At 65.8% G+C, this 18940-nt stretch carries 6 protein-coding genes; all 6 read left to right on the top strand.

Going from position 1 to position 18940, the window contains the following annotated elements:
* Window positions 1–12 precede the first annotated feature (12 nt).
* The 6 genes from EB233_RS32200 to EB233_RS27200 all read left to right on the top strand — a co-directional run bounded on the left by EB233_RS32200 (window position 13) and on the right by EB233_RS27200 (window position 18747).
* Window positions 13–3921: a DUF4347 domain-containing protein gene (locus EB233_RS32200; RefSeq protein WP_281366185.1), complete on the top strand. Its 3909-nt coding sequence runs from the start codon at window positions 13–15 to the stop codon at window positions 3919–3921.
* Window positions 3922–4422: 501 nt separating this feature from the next.
* Entirely contained in the window at window positions 4423–5526 is a 1104-nt protein-coding gene (locus EB233_RS27220; RefSeq protein ID WP_081294038.1) for a DUF4347 domain-containing protein, read from the top strand.
* A complete protein-coding gene (locus EB233_RS32195) occupies window positions 5523–13055 on the top strand; it encodes a DUF4347 domain-containing protein (RefSeq protein WP_171892265.1) in 7533 nt (2510 codons plus the stop codon). The genes EB233_RS27220 and EB233_RS32195 overlap by 4 nt, the downstream gene beginning before the upstream one ends.
* Before the next feature lie 160 nt (window positions 13056–13215).
* The gene (locus EB233_RS27210; protein WP_244277567.1) at window positions 13216–15525 is read left to right on the top strand and encodes a peptidase domain-containing ABC transporter; all 2310 of its coding nucleotides are present in this window, start codon (window positions 13216–13218) and stop codon (window positions 15523–15525) included.
* Window positions 15526–15543: 18 nt separating this feature from the next.
* Entirely contained in the window at window positions 15544–16950 is a 1407-nt protein-coding gene (locus EB233_RS27205) for an HlyD family type I secretion periplasmic adaptor subunit (protein ID WP_027056129.1), read from the top strand.
* Between the two features lie 42 nt (window positions 16951–16992).
* Window positions 16993–18747: an SEL1-like repeat protein gene (locus EB233_RS27200; protein WP_064987754.1), complete on the top strand. Its 1755-nt coding sequence runs from the start codon at window positions 16993–16995 to the stop codon at window positions 18745–18747.
* Window positions 18748–18940 lie beyond the last annotated feature (193 nt).

Here is an 18940-nt window from a genome sequence, read left to right as displayed (position 1 = left end):
CAGGAGCCAGCCATGGCCCGCGCCTCTGAAATTCTCTTTGTGGATCCTTCAATCTCCGACCTCGATACGGTTCTCGGCAACCTCAGGCCTGAAGTCCAGGCTGTCGTGCTCGATGGCCGCCGGCCGGCCGCGCAGCAGATCGCTGCCGCGCTCGCGGGGCACGAAGGCCTGGATGCGGTCCATATCATGGCGCATGGCGCGCCTGGCCGGGTTGGTTTCACTGCGGGAGAGTGGGCGATCGGGATCTTGAAAGAAGCGGCTGACGATTTCGCCGCGATCGGCAAGGCGATTGCTGCCGACGGCGAGCTGCGGCTGTGGAGCTGCGAGACGGCATCCGGTGACACGGGCGAGACCTTCGTAGCAGCACTGGAGGAGGTGATCGGTGCGGACGTCCGCGCATCCAAGTTCCTTGTTGGTGCAACGGTCCTTGGTGGCGCTTGGGAACTGTCCGGGCGTGCGTCCATTCCCTTGCCCCCGCTGACATCGGATGGGTTGGCGCACTACGCCGGGGTGCTTGCCGGAGGCGACCTGACGCTTACTGGCATCACGGATGCTGGTTCCAGCAAGAACATTAACACGTACTATCTCGTAGATACAAATGGCACGGCGCCTACCACTGACGACACAGTCGTTGGCAGCTTCAATCTTCCCTCAGCAGCAAATTCAGCAGCTCCAAATTTTTCAATATCCATAACTGTTCCAGATGCTACTCACACATATCTTATTTACGATTCCGGATTTCACTTATACGGCACGCTCACGCCTATTGTTCCTGCGACTGTTCCTCCGACCTATACTTTCACGACCACGGCTATCAATAGCCCCGGCGGCTCAAGCAATGATGGCAACCACTTTACCGGAGGCCTTCTGACTGTCACGTCGACCGGAGCCCAGGGTGCAACAGGCCCGACTGGTGCTACCGGAGCTACGGGTGCGACAGGGGCTTCAGGTGCGACGGGTTCGACCGGCGCCACAGGTGATACCGGAGCTACCGGTTCGACCGGTGCCACGGGTGATACGGGAGCGACTGGCTCGACCGGCGCCACAGGCGATACCGGAGCAACCGGCTCGACAGGAGCAACTGGTTCTACCGGAGCGACAGGCTCGACCGGCGCTACGGGCGATACCGGTGCGACTGGCTCAACTGGAGCCACGGGTTCGACCGGAGCAACCGGAGCCACAGGTGCAACCGGTGATACCGGCGCCACCGGCTCGACTGGAGCGACCGGTGATACAGGTGCGACCGGCTCGACAGGTGCAACTGGGTCGACCGGTGCGACTGGTGCCACGGGCTCGACCGGCGCCACTGGCGATACCGGGTCGACTGGAGCGACCGGCTCAACCGGTGCCACGGGCTCGACGGGCTCCACTGGCGATACCGGGGCAACCGGATCGACTGGAGCAACCGGTGACACAGGTGCGACCGGCTCGACCGGTGCGACTGGTGCCACGGGCTCGACCGGCGCCACTGGCGATACCGGGGCAACCGGATCGACTGGAGCAACCGGTGATACAGGTGCGACCGGCTCGACAGGTGCAACTGGCTCGACTGGCTCGACCGGTGCGACTGGCTCGACCGGTGCCACGGGCTCGACGGGCGCCACTGGTTCGACCGGAGCGACCGGCTCGACGGGCGCCACCGGTTCTACCGGAGCTACCGGCTCTACTGGAGCGACTGGCTCAACAGGTGCGACTGGCTCGACCGGTGCCACGGGCTCGACGGGCGCCACCGGTTCTACCGGAGCAACCGGCTCAACAGGTGCGACTGGCTCGACCGGTGCGACTGGCTCGACCGGTGCGACTGGCTCGACCGGTGCCACGGGCTCGACGGGCGCCACCGGTTCTACCGGAGCAACCGGCTCAACAGGTGCGACCGGATCGACTGGAGCGACTGGTTCCACCGGGGCAACAGGCTCTACCGGAGCAACTGGCTCAACAGGTGCGACCGGATCGACTGGAGCGACTGGTTCCACCGGGGCAACAGGCTCTACCGGAGCAACTGGCTCAACTGGTGCCACGGGCTCGACGGGCGCCACCGGTTCTACCGGAGCAACCGGCTCTACTGGAGCGACCGGATCGACTGGAGCAACTGGTTCCACCGGGGCAACAGGCTCTACCGGAGCAACTGGCTCAACTGGTGCCACGGGCTCGACTGGCGCCACCGGTTCTACCGGAGCAACCGGCTCTACTGGAGCGACCGGATCGACTGGAGCAACTGGTTCCACCGGGGCGACAGGTGCGACCGGAGCAACCGGTTCAACAGGTGCGACCGGCTCAACCGGTGCGACCGGCTCAACCGGTGCCACAGGCTCGACCGGAGCGACTGGCGCAACCGGAGCGACTGGCTCAACTGGTGCCACGGGTTCGACGGGCGCCACCGGTTCTACCGGAGCAACCGGCTCTACTGGAGCGACCGGATCGACTGGAGCAACTGGTTCCACCGGGGCAACAGGCTCTACCGGAGCAACTGGCTCAACTGGAGCAACCGGCTCAACTGGAGCGACCGGATCGACTGGAGCAACCGGCTCAACAGGTGCGACCGGATCAACCGGCGCCACTGGCGCAACCGGAGCGACTGGCTCAACCGGTGCCACGGGCTCGACGGGCGCCACCGGTTCTACCGGAGCAACCGGCTCTACTGGAGCGACCGGATCGACTGGAGCAACTGGTTCCACCGGGGCGACAGGTGCGACCGGCTCAACCGGTGCCACAGGCTCGACGGGCGCCACCGGTTCCACCGGGGCAACAGGCTCTACCGGAGCAACTGGCTCAACTGGTCCCACGGGCTCGACGGGCGCCACCGGTTCTACCGGAGCAACCGGCTCTACTGGAGCGACCGGATCGACTGGAGCAACTGGTTCCACCGGGGCGACAGGTGCGACCGGCTCAACCGGTGCCACAGGCTCGACGGGCGCCACCGGTTCCACCGGGGCAACAGGCTCTACCGGAGCAACTGGCTCAACTGGTGCCACGGGCTCGACGGGCGCCACCGGTTCTACCGGAGCAACCGGCTCTACTGGAGCGACCGGATCGACTGGAGCAACTGGTTCCACCGGGGCGACAGGTTCGACCGGAGCAACCGGGGCGACAGGTGCGACCGGCTCAACCGGTGCCACAGGCTCGACCGGCGCCACTGGCGCAACTGGAGCGACTGGCTCAACTGGTGCCACGGGCTCGACAGGCGCCACCGGCTCTACCGGAGCAACCGGCTCGACTGGAGCAACTGGTTCCACCGGGGCAACAGGCTCTACCGGAGCAACTGGCTCAACAGGTGCGACCGGCTCGACTGGCGCCACCGGTTCTACCGGAGCAACCGGCTCAACAGGTGCGACCGGGTCAACAGGTGCGACCGGATCGACTGGAGCAACTGGCTCAACAGGCGCAACTGGGTCGACAGGTGCAACTGGCGCTACTGGCTCGCAAGGCCCGACAGGCCCGACCGGAGGAACCGGTTCAGGTGGCGGTGAAACTGGCAGTCATGGCAACAACGGCCACGGCAACGGAGAACAGCCCGCACCCGGCAACTCCGGTGACCATAACAATGGCGACAACAGTGGGCATCAGGGACAAGGCAACTCGTCCGGTGGCCAAGGCAATGGCGGGCATAACGCCAACGTCACGGCCAGCACGCTCGGGCTCAAGGACACGACACAGTTCCTGCAATCGAGCTCTACTGATGGCAGCGGCGGTTCCGGCGGCAATGCGTCGCTCGGCCAGTTGATCGGCCTTGCGTCCACTTCGCTGACCAAAGACCTGCTGAATGTCCTCAAGACGATCAGCGGATTCGGCAACAACCAGAACAAGCCGTCCGGAGCGAGCACGGATCTCACCTCGGACCAGACCAAGCCTGGCGCCGGCTACGCCAGCAACGACCACACCGTCAAGACGTCCGTGAAGGATCTCTTGAAGCCGCACGAGTGAGCGGCGAGTGGACCTGGACGGTGACCTGTCCAGGTTGAGAACGGGCGCGCGGGCTTCGCTGGAGGGCGGAACCCGCGTGCTGATCATTCCACCCTGTTTGCCCGGGCATCCGTCTCACGGCGCCGCCGATCATGGCCAGCTGTAAATGGCGTTCGAGCAGCTCTGCGGCTGGCGCGGCCGCGGCGCCTTCCGCGGGATGACAGCAACCAAAAGGACGCCGCCAAGTCTTCGATTTTCAAAAACAATTTGCGCGAGTCCGGCGCCCCAATATTGACCGAAATCTGCTGCCTCGTTCTTGTGAATTTACCAATTCCCTACTTAATAGTTTACAAATCGCTAATTTTCGAATTTACTAATGTATGGGTATGGAGGGTGCCCGCGGATCGTACGGTCGGTGGCCGCAAGGTCCGTGCAGGCGAGTTGGGCAGGGATCTGGGTAGCAAGGCAATTTCGCGGATGAAGAAGGTGCGTCCAACAGGCGCGCCATGAGGCGCCGTGTCTATGTCTGTCCTTCGGCGGAAGGCAGACGTTCCCATTCCGAAGTTAACTCGCGAGTTTGCCGTCGAGACGTCGGCGGCACGGGTGATGGGAGTGGGTGTGGTGAATCAAGTGTTGTCGCGTGTGCCCCGTGGGGGCGTTGTGCCCCGTTTCGATGGGCGCCAAATTCATCCGCTTCCGGCTGCTGCACCTGATCGCCCGAATGCGCGGGCCGATGCGCCCCGCCCACGCCCTTCCGAACTCCTTTTCGTCGATCCCTCGGTATCCGATCTCGGCACGATCCTGGCAAACCTGCGGCCACAGGTCGAGGCGATCGTTCTCGACGCCGCGCGCCCGGCCGCGCGCCAGATTGCGCTCGCCCTCGAAGGCCGCGACGACCTCGACGCCGTGCACGTCATCGCCCACGGCGCGCCCGGCCGCGTGAGCTTCGCGGCGGGTGAGTGGTCGGCGCGGACGCTGGACGACGATGCGGTCGACCTGGCCGCGATCGGCCAAGCCCTGGACGGATTGGGCGAACTGCTGCTGTGGAGCTGCAACGCCGGCGCCGGCGCCGCCGGAACCGATTTTATCGATGCGCTGGCGCGCGCGGCGGGAGCACCCGTTGCGGCAGCGAACAACCTGATTGGGGCGCCGGCGCTTGGCGGCGACTGGAAACTGAACGTGCGGACAACAGAGGCTGCGGCGCGGCCGCCGCTGACCCGGGGGGGCGTTATGAACTACGCAGCAGTGCTGGCAGTGCCGTTGACCTCGACAGGCCAAGGCGAGCGGCTCAACGTTTTCGGGCAGTGGCCCGCTGGCACGGCGGCGGGCACCTATTTCATAGTCCTAAATGACGGTGGGACACTTAATGTCATCGGTCAATTTATTGTTCCGACAAATTTCGGCGGCACTTTTGCGATCTCCGAGGCTCTTCCTGCCGGGCGCTACACTGTGGGTCCAAGCGCTCCAGGGCCGAGCACGATCGCGGTTTACAATGGCCGCTGGAGTTCTTCTGGCAACAATGCTGGGACATGGTCCGTCGGCGACTTCAACCCTGCGATATCGGCAACCCTGAACAAAACAGGTGACGTCACCCCCAACCAGGCTGACCGGGGGGCGGCAAGATGAACAACGCTCGCGAGATCGTCTTCATCGATCCGTCAGTCGCCGACATTGCCGTACTTGTCGCAGGGCTGAGGCCGGGCGTTCAACCGGTCCTTCTCAGTAGCGCAAGTCCCGCTGCCCAAGAGATCGCGCACGCGTTGCGCGGCCGCGAAGGCCTCGATGCGATCCACATCGTCGTCCATGGCCGCCCCGGTGAGCTCAGCTTCAGCAGCGGCGCGCTTTCGCTTGCCAATGTTGACCGGTATTCCGCTGATCTCGCCGCGATCGGTCGTGCCTTGGGGCCTGCAGGCGATCTGCTGCTGTGGGGTTGCAACACAGGTGGAGGCGCTCGTGGACGTTCGTTCGTGGACGCACTTTCGCGAACCACCGGTGCGCCGACAGCGGCGGCGATGGGCCTCGTCGGTGCCGCCGCGCACGGTGGAAGATGGGAGTTGGAAGCGCAGCCGGGTCGCCTACCGGTGCTGCCGCCACTGACAGCAGCGGGGATGGCGGGATATGCGGGCGTGTTTGCGGTGACTACGTTCACCACCACTGGCCCTGCAAACATCGTCTACATCTATGGCACAATACCTGTGGGCACGGCAAATTCGACCTACTTTTTGGTCTACAACAACGCTGGCACGCTGCAAATTATTGGCGACTTTACCGTTGCAGCGGGAGCATCGGGTGGCACCTATGCTGTTCCCGTCTCTCTTTTGGCCGGCACCTACACGATAGGGCAGACCGTCGGCGGCTCGGGAACTATCAGCATCTACAACGCCACAGAGGGCAGTGGCAGCAATAACGGACAATGGACCCTCGCAACCGGCGGCGGGGCTATCAATACGTCGTTAACTGGTACTATGCTCGAAACTGGTGGCGTCGGCGCCACCGGCCCCACAGGTGCGACTGGCGCAACGGGTTCGACTGGCGCAACGGGTTCGACCGGCGCTACGGGTTCGACGGGCGCGACCGGAGCCACTGGAGCCACTGGCGCCACAGGCGCGACTGGAGCAACCGGCGCCACGGGTGCGACTGGCGATACAGGCGCCACAGGCGCGACTGGAGCAACCGGCGCCACGGGTGCGACTGGCGATACCGGAGCCACGGGCTCGACTGGAGCAACCGGTGCCACAGGCGCAACCGGAGCCACGGGTGCCACGGGTTCGACCGGAGCAACCGGTGATACGGGGGCCACGGGTTCGACTGGAGCAACCGGAGCCACAGGTGCGACCGGAGATACCGGCGCCACGGGTTCGACCGGAGCAACCGGCGATACCGGAGCCACGGGTTCGACTGGAGCAACCGGAGCCACAGGCTCGACCGGCGATACAGGTGCCACGGGCTCGACCGGGGCAACCGGAGCCACAGGCGCGACCGGCGATACGGGTGCCACGGGTTCGACCGGAGCCACCGGCGCCACAGGTGCGACCGGCGATACAGGCGCCACGGGCTCGACCGGGGCAACCGGAGCCACAGGCGCGACCGGCGATACGGGTGCCACGGGTTCGACCGGAGCCACCGGCGCCACAGGTGCGACCGGCGATACAGGCGCCACGGGCTCGACCGGAGCAACCGGAGCCACAGGTGCGACCGGCGATACTGGTGCCACGGGTTCGACCGGTGCTACCGGCGCCACAGGCTCGACCGGCGATACAGGTGCCACGGGCTCGACCGGGGCAACCGGAGCCACAGGCGCGACCGGCGATACAGGCGCCACGGGTTCGACCGGAGCAACTGGAGCCACAGGTGCGACTGGCGATACCGGAGCCACGGGCTCGACTGGGGCAACCGGCGCCACAGGTGCGACCGGCGATACGGGTGCAACAGGCTCGACCGGTGCTACCGGAGCCACAGGCGCGACCGGCGATACGGGTGCAACAGGCTCGACCGGTGCTACCGGAGCCACAGGCGCGACCGGCGATACGGGCGCCACCGGCTTGACCGGAGCAACCGGAGCTACAGGTGCGACTGGTGATACGGGCGCCACGGGCTCGACTGGAGCAACCGGAGCCACAGGTGCGACCGGCGATACTGGTGCCACGGGTTCGACCGGTGCTACCGGCGCCACAGGCTCGACCGGGGCAACCGGAGCCACAGGCGCGACCGGCGATACCGGAGCCACGGGCTCGACCGGAGCAACCGGTGCCACCGGTGATACGGGCGCCACGGGCTCAACTGGAGCAACCGGCGATACGGGTGCCACCGGCTCGACTGGAGCAACGGGTGCCACAGGTGCGACCGGCGATACAGGTGCCACGGGTTCGACTGGAGCGACTGGAGCTACAGGTGCCACTGGCTCGACCGGTGCGACCGGCGATACGGGCGCCACGGGTTCGACCGGAGCAACGGGAGCCACAGGTGCAACCGGCGATACGGGTGCGACGGGCTCGACCGGAGCAACGGGTGCCACAGGCGCGACGGGCGATACGGGTGCTACAGGCTCGACTGGAGCAACGGGCGCCACAGGTGCGACCGGAGCTACAGGTGCGACCGGCGATACCGGCGCCACAGGCTCGACTGGAGCAACCGGCGCCACAGGCGCGACCGGTGATACGGGCGCCACGGGTTCGACCGGAGCAACTGGAGCCACAGGTGCGACTGGCGATACCGGAGCCACGGGTTCGACTGGAGCAACCGGCGCCACAGGCTCGACCGGCGATACAGGTGCCACGGGCTCGACCGGGGCAACCGGAGCCACAGGCGCGACCGGCGATACGGGTGCCACGGGTTCGACCGGAGCCACCGGCGCCACAGGTGCGACCGGCGATACGGGTGCCACGGGTTCGACCGGAGCCACCGGCGCCACAGGTGCGACCGGCGATACAGGCGCCACGGGCTCGACCGGAGCAACCGGCGCCACAGGCTCGACCGGCGATACAGGCGCCACGGGTTCGACCGGAGCAACTGGAGCCACAGGTGCGACTGGCGATACCGGAGCCACGGGCTCGACTGGGGCAACCGGCGCCACAGGTGCGACCGGCGATACGGGTGCAACAGGCTCGACCGGTGCTACCGGAGCCACAGGCGCGACCGGCGATACGGGTGCAACAGGCTCGACCGGTGCTACCGGAGCCACAGGCGCGACCGGCGATACGGGCGCCACCGGCTTGACCGGAGCAACCGGAGCTACAGGTGCGACTGGTGATACGGGCGCCACGGGCTCGACTGGAGCAACCGGAGCCACAGGTGCGACCGGCGATACTGGTGCCACGGGTTCGACCGGTGCTACCGGCGCCACAGGCTCGACCGGGGCAACCGGAGCCACAGGCGCGACCGGCGATACCGGAGCCACGGGCTCGACCGGAGCAACCGGTGCCACCGGTGATACGGGCGCCACGGGCTCAACTGGAGCAACCGGCGATACGGGTGCCACCGGCTCGACTGGAGCAACGGGTGCCACAGGTGCGACCGGCGATACAGGTGCCACGGGTTCGACTGGAGCGACTGGAGCTACAGGTGCCACTGGCTCGACCGGTGCGACCGGCGATACGGGCGCCACGGGTTCGACCGGAGCAACGGGAGCCACAGGTGCAACCGGCGATACGGGTGCGACGGGCTCGACCGGAGCAACGGGTGCCACAGGCGCGACGGGCGATACGGGTGCTACAGGCTCGACTGGAGCAACGGGCGCCACAGGTGCGACCGGAGCTACAGGTGCGACCGGCGATACCGGCGCCACAGGCTCGACTGGAGCAACCGGCGCCACAGGCGCGACCGGTGATACGGGCGCCACGGGTTCGACCGGAGCAACCGGAGCTACAGGCGGGACCGGTGATACGGGCGCTACCGGTTCGACCGGAGCAACGGGTGCCACCGGCGCCACAGGTGCGACCGGCGCAACCGGTGCCACAGGCGCGACCGGCGATACGGGTGACACGGGCTCGACCGGAGAAACCGGAGCCACAGGTGCGACCGGCGATACGGGTGCCACGGGCTCGACTGGAGCAACCGGAGCTACAGGTGCGACCGGCAGTACAGGCGCCACGGGCTCGACCGGGGCAACCGGCGCCACAGGCGCGACCGGCGATACGGGTGCCACAGGTGCGACAGGCGCCACAGGCTCGACCGGTGATACGGGTGCCACCGGCTCGACCGGAGCAACCGGAGCTACAGGCGGGACCGGTGATACGGGCGCTACCGGTTCGACCGGAGCAACGGGTGCCACCGGCGCCACAGGTGCGACCGGCGCAACCGGTGCCACAGGCGCGACCGGCGATACGGGTGACACGGGCTCGACCGGAGAAACCGGAGCCACAGGTGCGACCGGCGATACGGGTGCCACCGGCTCGACTGGCGCCACCGGAGCTACGGGTGCCACCGGCGATACGGGCGCCACCGGCTCGACTGGAGCAACCGGAGCCACAGGTGCGACCGGCGATACAGGCGCCACGGGTTCGACCGGCGCTACCGGCGCCGCAGGTGCGACCGGCGATACGGGTGCCACGGGTTCGACTGGAGCGACTGGAGCTACAGGTGCCACTGGCTCGACCGGTGCGACCGGCGATACGGGCGCCACAGGTTCGACCGGAGCAACGGGAGCCACAGGTGCGACTGGCGATACGGGGGCAACCGGCTCGACTGGAGCAACCGGCGCCACTGGCGCGACCGGCGATACGGGCGCCACGGGTTCGACCGGGGCAACCGGAGCCACAGGCGCCACGGGCTCTACCGGTGCGACCGGTGCGACCGGCGATACAGGCGCTACGGGCTCGACCGGAGCAACCGGAGCCACAGGCGCGACCGGTGATACGGGTGCCACCGGCTCGACTGGAGCTACCGGCTCGACTGGAGCTACCGGCTCGACTGGAGCTACCGGCGCCACAGGTGCGACCGGCGATACGGGCGCCACAGGCTCGACTGGAGCAACCGGAGCCACAGGTGCGACTGGTGATACCGGAGCCACGGGTGCGACTGGTGATACCGGAGCCACGGGTGCGACCGGAGCAACGGGAGCGACAGGAGCAACCGGTGATACGGGCGCAACCGGTGCAACGGGAGCCACAGGCGCGACTGGCGATACAGGCGCCACCGGTTCGACTGGAGCAACTGGCGCTCCAGGTGCGACCGGCGATACGGGAGCCACCGGCTCGACGGGAGCAACTGGAGCCACAGGCGCGACTGGTGATACCGGAGCGACTGGCTCGACTGGAGCAACCGGCTCGACTGGAGCAACCGGCTCGACCGGAGCAACCGGCGCTACAGGTGCGACCGGCGATACGGGTGCCACCGGCTCGACTGGAGCAACGGGTGCCACAGGTGCGACCGGCGATACAGGCTCGACCGGCGCCACAGGTGCCACGGGCTCAACCGGAGCCACTGGCGCAACCGGAGCCACTGGCGCAACCGGCGATACCGGTGCCACGGGTTCGACTGGTGCCACAGGTGCGACCGGTGCGACCGGCGACACAGGCGCCACAGGTGCGACCGGCGATCCAGGTGCCACGGGTTCGACCGGAGCAACCGGTGCTACTGGAGCGACAGGCTCGACCGGAGCTACCGGTTCCACAGGCGCGACTGGCGATACGGGCACCACGGGTTCAACCGGTGCAACCGGAGCCACGGGTGCGACTGGCGATACGGGTGCCACGGGCTCGACCGGGGCAACCGGAGCTACAGGTGCGACTGGCGATACGGGTGCCACGGGCTCGACCGGGGCAACCGGCGCCACAGGTGCGACCGGCGATACGGGAGCCACAGGCTCGACCGGGGCAACCGGGGCCACCGGTGATACGGGCGCCACGGGTTCAACCGGTGCAACCGGAGCCGCAGGTGCGACCGGTGATACGGGTGCCACGGGCTCGACTGGTGATACGGGTTCCACTGGTGCGACTGGCCATACCGGCGCCACCGGTTCAACCGGAGCGACAGGCGCGACGGGGGCAACCGGCGCCACGGGTACGACTGGCTCTAGCGGCGCAACAGGTCATACCGGAGCGACCGGCACGACTGGTGCGACCGGTCATACCGGTGCCACTGGCGCGACCGGAGCGACTGGCTCGACCGGTGCCACGGGTTCCACTGGTGCGACAGGTCATACCGGAGCGACCGGCACGACTGGTGCGACCGGTCATACCGGTGCCACTGGCGCGACCGGAGCGACTGGCTCGACCGGTGCCACGGGTTCCACTGGTGCGACAGGTCATACCGGTGCAACCGGTTCAACCGGCGCAACAGGTCATACCGGCGCCACTGGTGCTACCGGTGCGACTGGAGCAACCGGAGCCACAGGTGCGACTGGCCATACCGGAGCGACGGGCTCGACTGGTGCGACCGGTCATACCGGTGCCACCGGTGCAACCGGAGCGACTGGCTCGACCGGCGCCACGGGTTCAACTGGCGCAACAGGTCATACCGGTGCAACCGGCGCGACTGGCTCGACCGGTGCCACGGGTTCCACTGGTGCGACAGGTCATACGGGTGCAACCGGCGCGACCGGTCATACCGGTGCCACTGGTGCGACCGGAGCGACTGGCGCCACGGGCTCGACAGGTACAACTGGCTCCACAGGTGCGACCGGCTCAACTGGGGCAACCGGAGCGACTGGCTCGACCGGTGCCACGGGTTCTACTGGTGCGACAGGTCATACGGGTGCAACTGGTTCAACCGGCGCGACCGGTCATACCGGTGCCACTGGTGCGACCGGAGCGACTGGCGCCACCGGCTCGACCGGTACAACTGGCTCCACAGGTGCGACCGGCTCAACTGGTGCAACCGGAGCGACTGGCTCGACCGGTGCCACGGGTTCAACCGGCGCAACAGGTAATACCGGTACCACAGGTGCGACTGGAGCGACTGGCTCGACAGGGGCAACTGGCGCCACGGGCTCAACAGGAGCAACTGGCTCGACCGGTACCACCGGGTCGACGGGCTCGACTGGGGCAACCGGAGCAACCGGCTCTACCGGTACGACTGGCTCGACCGGTGCCACTGGTGCGACTGGCGCCACCGGTTCGACTGGCGCCACCGGCTCGACCGGTACAACTGGCTCGACGGGTTCGACCGGCGCAACTGGCTCGACAGGTGCAACTGGCGCTACCGGCTCGCAAGGCCCGACAGGCCCGACCGGAGGAACCGGTTCAAGTGGCGGTGACACTGGTAGTCATGGCAACAACGGCCACGGCAACGGACAACAGGACGCGCCGGGCAATTCCTCGGGCCATAACAACGCCGACAACAGTGGGCATCAGGGACAAGGCAACTCTTCTGGTGGCCACGGCAACGGAAACGGTGGGAATAAGGCCAATGTCACGGCCAGCACGCTCGGGCTCAAGGACACCACGCAATTCCTGCAGTCGAGCTCTACTGATAGCAGCGGCGGTTCCGGCGGCAATGCGTCGCTCGGCCAGTTGATCGGCCTTGCGTCCACTTCGCTGACCAAAGACCTGCTGAATGTCCTCAAGACGATCAGCGGATTCGGCAACAACCAGAACAAGCCGTCCGGGGCGAGCACGGATCTCACCTCGGACCAGACCAAGCCTGGCGCCGGCTACGCCAGCAACGACCACACCGTCAAGACCTCCATGAAGGATCTCTTGAAGCCGCACGAATGAACAGGGAATTTGGCGATAGACCGCTGATGGGAACGTACGCGGAGATTTGGCGGGAAGGCGGGATTCGCGCAGCCGATCAGTTCGGAGTACAATACCGCATGGGAAACGCCTCGGTCTGGCCATTGTTGAACCGTCGCCCTGCGTACGGGATGAGAAGTCCATGGTGAACGTCCCCGCAAACGCCGAAAGCCAGCCGGTCTCGATGCGCGCCGGCACCGAAGTCGAGGGCGCGACTGATCAGGCCGGCAGCCACAACGCGGCGGCGCGGGCCTCAGGCGGCCCCGTCGAGTTCGACCAGTTAGGGCCACGCCTCAAGGCGGTGGTGCGTGTCGCCCGTTACCATGGCGTCGAGATCGACCCCAGCGAATTCAGGCCGTCCAGCGCAAGTCCGGTTCCAACCGCTTCCGACCTCGCCGAGTGGGCCCAGAACGGCGGCATGTGGTCGCGCGCCCTCCACATTCGCTGGTCCCACCTCTTGCGCTTTCAGGACACTGGACCGGTCGTCCTGCTGTTCAACGATGGCGGTGCGGCTCTCCTCACCGGGGCGAGCGCCGAGCGGAACGTCATTTTCCTGAAAAGCGCCGACGCACCGGACGACGGTGAGGCCACAGCCATCGACGAGCTACGACTGTCGCAGGTGTGGACAGGCGATGCGGTCTTGTTGCGCTCGGCTCGATCCGAGGTCGCGGCGGATGCGCCGTTCAGCCTGCGCTGGCTCGTCGAACTGGTACGGGTCGAAGGGCGACCCCTGCGCGATATCGCCATCGCCTCGTTCACGCTCAGCGTTCTTACCATTTTGCCGCCACTGATCGTCATGACGTTGGTCAACAAGGTGCTGCAGTTCAACAGCATCTCGACACTGGTGCTGCTGTCGACGATCATCGCCGTCGTCTTCGCCTACGAGACATTGCTCGGTCACGCCCGGCGATTGATCATCAATGTCGTAGGCGCCCGTCTGGACACAAAGCTGCAACTGCACGTGTTCAGTCGGCTGCTGCGTCTGCCGCTCGACTATTTCGAGCGCCATCCGGCCGGCGAGACGATGTATCATCTCGCCCAGGTCTATCGCATCCGCGAGTTCCTGACCGGAAAACTGCTGAGCACGTTCCTGGACCTGATCACGCTTTGCGTCCTGGTACCGGTGATGTTCTACATCAATGCCTCGCTGGCGTGGATCGTCATTGCCTGCGCTGTCGTCATCCTCCTGATCATCCTCGCCTTCCTCAAGCCGCTGCGTCGCAGGTATCAGCAGGTGGTCGATGCCGAGACCTGGAAGGCGGCCGCGCTCGGCGAAACCGTGGTTGGCATAAAGACGGTGAAGGCGCTCGGCCTCGAGCCGCAACGCAAAGCGCTTTGGGACGAGCGTGTAGCTGAAGCGGGCAGGGCGCGTCTCGCCTTCGGGCAACTCGCCAGCTGGCCGCAGACCCTGGTCACGCCGATCGAACGATTGATGGTGCTCGGGACCATGCTTATCGGCGCGTATTTCGCGATGAACGACAGCTCGGGCTATATGGTCGGTAGCCTGTTTGCCTTCATGATGATCTCCCAACGCGTCGCCCAGCCGCTGGTCGGGCTGGCGCGGCTGGTCGAAGATTATGAAGAGGTCGGTGCGGCGATCGGCGAGGCGGCGTCCGTCCTCAATCGGCCGCTGGAGAGCAGCTCGAATTCCATCGGCCTGAGGCCAAAGCTTGTTGGCGAGGTCAGCTTCAAGGACCTGACCTTCAGCTATATCGGCACCAAGACACCGGCGCTCGACCGGGTCAGCTTCGATATCCCGGCAGGGTCGATGTTTGGCATTGTGGGACGCAGCGGGTCGGGAAAATCGACCATCGCGCGCCTCCTGCAGGGTATCAACCGCGATTACAGTGGGTTCCTCAAGCTGGATGGCGTCGACCTCAAGGAGATCAACCTGCGCCATCTTCGCCAGGGACTCGGCGTGGTCCTGCAAGATAACTTCCTGTTCCGTGGGTCGATCCGTGACAACATCATCGCCGGGCGCGCAGGGTTGACCCTTTCCGACGCGATGCGTGCCGCTCACCTTGCTGGTGCTGAAGAATTCATCGAGCGCATGCCGAATGGCTATGACACCTACATCGAGGAAGGCTCGCCCAATTTGTCGGGCGGTCAGAAGCAGCGGCTGGCGATCGCACGCGCACTCATCCATGATCCGACCATCCTCATCCTCGATGAAGCGACCAGCGCACTCGATCCGGAGAGCGAAGCCGTGGTCAGTGCCAACCTTATGCGCATTGCCAGCGGGCGAACGATGATCATCGTTTCGCATCGGCTCGCCTCTCTGACCGAGTGCGACCAGATATTGGTCATGGAGCAGGGCAAGGTGCTGGACGTTGCGCCGCACGCGGTCCTGCTCGAACGATGCGCCCTCTATCGCCAGCTGTGGTCGCAGCAGAATAGGCACCTGGACGGCCGCAACGCGCGTCCGGCTGTCGTCCCCCCGAGGTTGGTTTAGTCATGATCGGCGCGGCCCATGAGTAGCACCTCACTCACCATCCGTCCCGCCCGGTGGCGCCGGACGAAAGCGAGCGATCCGACGTCTCCGGCCATTCTCGAATTTCAGTGGCCGTCGACGGCGATTGCGAACGCGCCGATCCCGCGCGCCGCGCGCGGCATCGTCTGGGTCATTTCCAGCCTGGTGGTCGTCCTGGTCGTCCTGGCGGGGCTGATACCGGTCGATCAGGTCGTGACGACCAGAGGGCTCGTGGTGTCGCAATCGCCCAACATCGTCGTGCAGCCGCTGGAGACAGCGATCGTGCGCTCTATCGACGTTCGTGAAGGGCAGCATGTGCAGGCCGGACAGTTGCTTGCCCGCCTCGATGCGACATTTGCCTCAGCCGATCTCTCGGCCCTGGCGATGCAGGTTTCGACGCTTGAGGCCGAAGTCGCACGATTGAAGGCGGAGGCCGACGGCCAGGCGTTCAACTATGACGGTCTTGACCCGAGCTGGACCTTGCAGGCGTCGATCTTCGAGCGGCGCAAGGCCGTCTATGATGCAAAGGTTGAGAATTTTGACCGCCAGCGCGACGAACTCTCGTCCGCGATCTCGCGCTCGCAGTCGGATGCTGACGGCTACCGTCAGCGGCTCGCTGTAGCCGGTTCGATCGAAGACATGCGCAAGCAGCTCGAAAAAAGGCAGGTGGGCAGCCGCCTCAACACACTGCTTGCCGAAGACAATCGCGCGGAAATGTCCCGGGCGCTCGGCAATGCCCAGCAGACCGCCGAAGCCGCCAAGCTCCAGCAGGCGGCAGTGGCCGCTGAACGCGACGGCTACATTCAGAATTGGCGCGCGGAAGTCTCGCAGAGCCTGTCGGAGGCGAGTTCGCGGATGTCCGATGCGCGCGAACTCCTCACCAAAGCAAAACTGCGCAAGCAATTGGTCGAGTTGAAGAGCGAAGCAGACGCCATCGTTCAATCGGTGGCCAAGGTCTCGGTTGGCTCGGTCCTGCAGTCCGGTGATCGGCTGATCACCCTTGTGCCTGCAAACGCGAAGCTTGAGATCGAGACAAACATCGTCGGCCGGAGCAGCGGATTTGTGCATGTCGGTGACCCCGTGGTCATCAAATTCGACACCTTCCCTTATTCGCAATACGGCCTCGCTCACGGCACGGTTCGCGCGGTTAGCCCGGATTCGTTCTCGGCGCGGGAACAAGCGCGCGACCCGAACAGCTCTTTGTCGATGCTACCCGCCGATGCCGAACCATTCTACCGCACGCAGATTTCCATCGACCAGGTCGCCCTGCACGGTGTTCCAGCCGGTTTCGCCGTCAGTCCCGGCATGCCGGTTACCGCCGACGTCAAGGTCGGTCGACGCACTGTGCTCAAATACCTTCTTGGGGCGATGCTGCCCATAGGCCAGGAAGCGATGCGAGAGCCTTAGGCTCGGCGCAAACAAAAAACGGAGTGCTCTGGGCTTGGATCGATGACAATTCTGGATCGGCTGACCGGTCTCGTCAACCCGACGGCAGCCCTGCGCCGGGCGATCCATCTCTACGACATCGGAAAGCACGCCGAGGCATTTCCGCTCCTGGCCATCGCCGCCCGTGCCGGGATAGCCGACGCGGAATTTCGGGTCGCGCGTTGCTATCTGGAAGGTTCGGGCGTGCCGCCTAGCCGTATGGAGGGAGCGCGCTGGCTGCGGCGGGCAGCCGACCGCGGGAGCGCGGATGCGCAGGCGCTTCTCGCAGCACTTTACGTTACAGGGCTGGTGCCTGCGGACGCTGATGGCAAAGGCCTTGGGTCGGAGCGCTTGTTCGATCGAGATTCCTCGGGCGAGGCGGACTTCGCGGCAGCGCGCGACTTTGCAAAGAAAGCCGCCGAGGCCGGTTCGGCAAGCGGTCAGGCAATCCTCGGCTACATCCTTACCAACGGTCCCAAACCGATGCGCGACGCGGATGCAGCGCACCACTGGTATGAGCAGTCGGCCGCAGCCGGTTGTGCCGAAGGATGCCTCGGACTTGCCCTTTCGCTGGCTCGGCGTGGCGGGACCGCCGAGCGGGGCAGGATTGCCAACGAGATCCGACGCGCGGCCGACGCAGGCCTGCCGACCGCTATCTATCTTCTCGCCGTCATAACCGAGCACGGGCTGGGCATGTCGAAAGACCCTGCGGCAGCAGCCAGACTGTATCAGACCGCCGCGGAAAAAGGTCTTCCCTCGGCCCAGTTCCGGCTTGGTTTGGCACTGATCGACGGTGCACTCGGCGGCCATGACGCGGCAGCCGGGGAAGCTTGGATGCGGCGCGCCGCTTTGGCGGGTAACATCGAAGCGGCCTATGTCCTCGGCGATCATTATGTGAAGGACCGGCCTCCGAACTACGCAGAGGCCGCAAGCTGGTACCTGCGGGCGGCAGAGGCAGGTCACCAGGCCGCTGCTCGCGCAATTGCCTCTCTCTACCTGACGGGAAACGGGGTTGCCAAGGATGACAAAGAAGGGAGGCGCTGGTTGCGCGCTTCCGCAGACAGCGGCAACCAGGAAGCGCGGGTCGACCTAGCCAATCTCCTCCTCGGAGGGACCGGCGAGCTTGACGACACCACAGGCGTTGCCGAGTGGTTCGAGGCGGCCGCGTCGTCGGGCGACCTTATCGCGGCGTTCAATCTCGGGCTGTGCTTCGCCAAGGGCGTTGGTGTCAGGCAGGATGAAGGGCAAGCCGCACACTGGCTGAGGCGTGCCGCCGAAGGGGTGCCGGAGGCGCAATATATGTATGCGCGGATGCTGCTGGATGGGCGCGGCCTGGAGGCCGACCTCCCGCAAGCACGCGTCTGGTTTGCCCATGCAGCCGATGCTGGCATGCTCGACGCAAAAGTGGCTCTTGCCGAGATGTTGCTCAACGGGCGCGGAGGTACGAGTTCGCCGGCTGCTGCGGTGCGACTGTTCGAGCAGGCGGCCGGCGAAGGTCACGTCGGTGCGATGTTTGCGCTTGGTGCGCTGTGTGAAGCTGGCCAGGGCCTTCCGTTCGACCAGAAGATGGCGCAGAAATGGTTCGCTGCCGCAGCCGAGCTTGGGCATGGCCAAGCCCAACTCATGCTCGGCCGCTATCTCTCCCGAGGTCTCGCCGGGGAGCACGATCCCGTGGCCGGTCGCCGTTGGCTCGAACAAGCGGCTGCGCACGGCATTCAAGAGGCCAATGACGAACTGGCCGAGTTTGCTTCGGATCAAGCTCGGATGAAGGTTCAGTAGCCATTAAGTTCGCCTGGTTTGGCTACCTCGAAACTATACGAAGAGGTTCTGATTTTGGCTCACGAGAAATTCAATTCAAATCAGAGGTTAGGACATGCCTCCGGGCCAATTATGGTGTTTGATTCTGAAACGAAAGAAGACGCTACTTGGTGGAGCAATGACGGTACTCTTCAAGGCGAAGCGGGCACGCTGC

Source organism: Mesorhizobium erdmanii (assembly GCF_013170725.1).
In the GTDB taxonomy this organism is placed as follows: Bacteria; Pseudomonadota; Alphaproteobacteria; order Rhizobiales; family Rhizobiaceae; genus Mesorhizobium; species Mesorhizobium erdmanii.
This window is presented reverse-complemented; position numbering and strand designations above follow the sequence as displayed.